The sequence below is a fragment of the Neisseria sp. P0021.S007 genome (genome assembly GCF_051956855.1).
This window is the reverse complement of record NZ_JBQCXA010001172.1, coordinates 1-522: the sequence shown is the minus strand read 5'-3', so window position 1 is coordinate 522 and position 522 is coordinate 1. Positions and strand designations below refer to the sequence as shown.

Sequence of the window (522 nt, the reverse complement as noted above, 5' to 3'; positions counted from 1 at the left end):
AAATAATCCATGCCCAAATGCGGATGGTGCGGATTTTTGCCTTGGCTTTTTTTCTGGCTGCCAGTTGCTCTTCAGACGGCCTTTCCGTTTGTTGCTCAGTCATGCAGGCTTTCCATGCGGATCATGGTGATCGGAGCATCCACGCAACTCAGTGCTTCAATCGCTGCGATAGCACGTTTGACGTTGTGTTCCACTGTGGTATGGGTCAGAATCACAATTTCGGCAGTACTTTGATTAATCACACCTTTTTGAATCAGAGCCTCGATAGAAACATTTTCTTTGGCCAAGAGTGCGGCAATTTGACCCAAAGTGCCCGGTTCGTCAGTTGCTTGAACGCGCAAATAGTAGCTGCTGGTGATTTCATCCATAGGCAGAATATTTTGCGCTTGAACTTGCGAAGGTTGGAATGCCAAGTGAGGGACACGATGGTCAGTCTCAGCTTCAATCAGGCGGGCAATATCAATGATATCGGCAACCACGGCAGAAGCCGTTGGCAATGCACCGGCGCCTGCACCATAATAC

Annotated in this window: 1 protein-coding gene; it reads right to left on the bottom strand. The window is 48.9% G+C overall.

What is annotated here, in order from left to right; genetic code table 11:
* Positions 1-95: 95 nt before the first annotated feature.
* On the bottom strand, positions 96-522 hold a 427-nt coding region (locus tag ACTHUR_RS18120), incomplete at its 5' end, for an ACT domain-containing protein (RefSeq protein ID WP_440400141.1).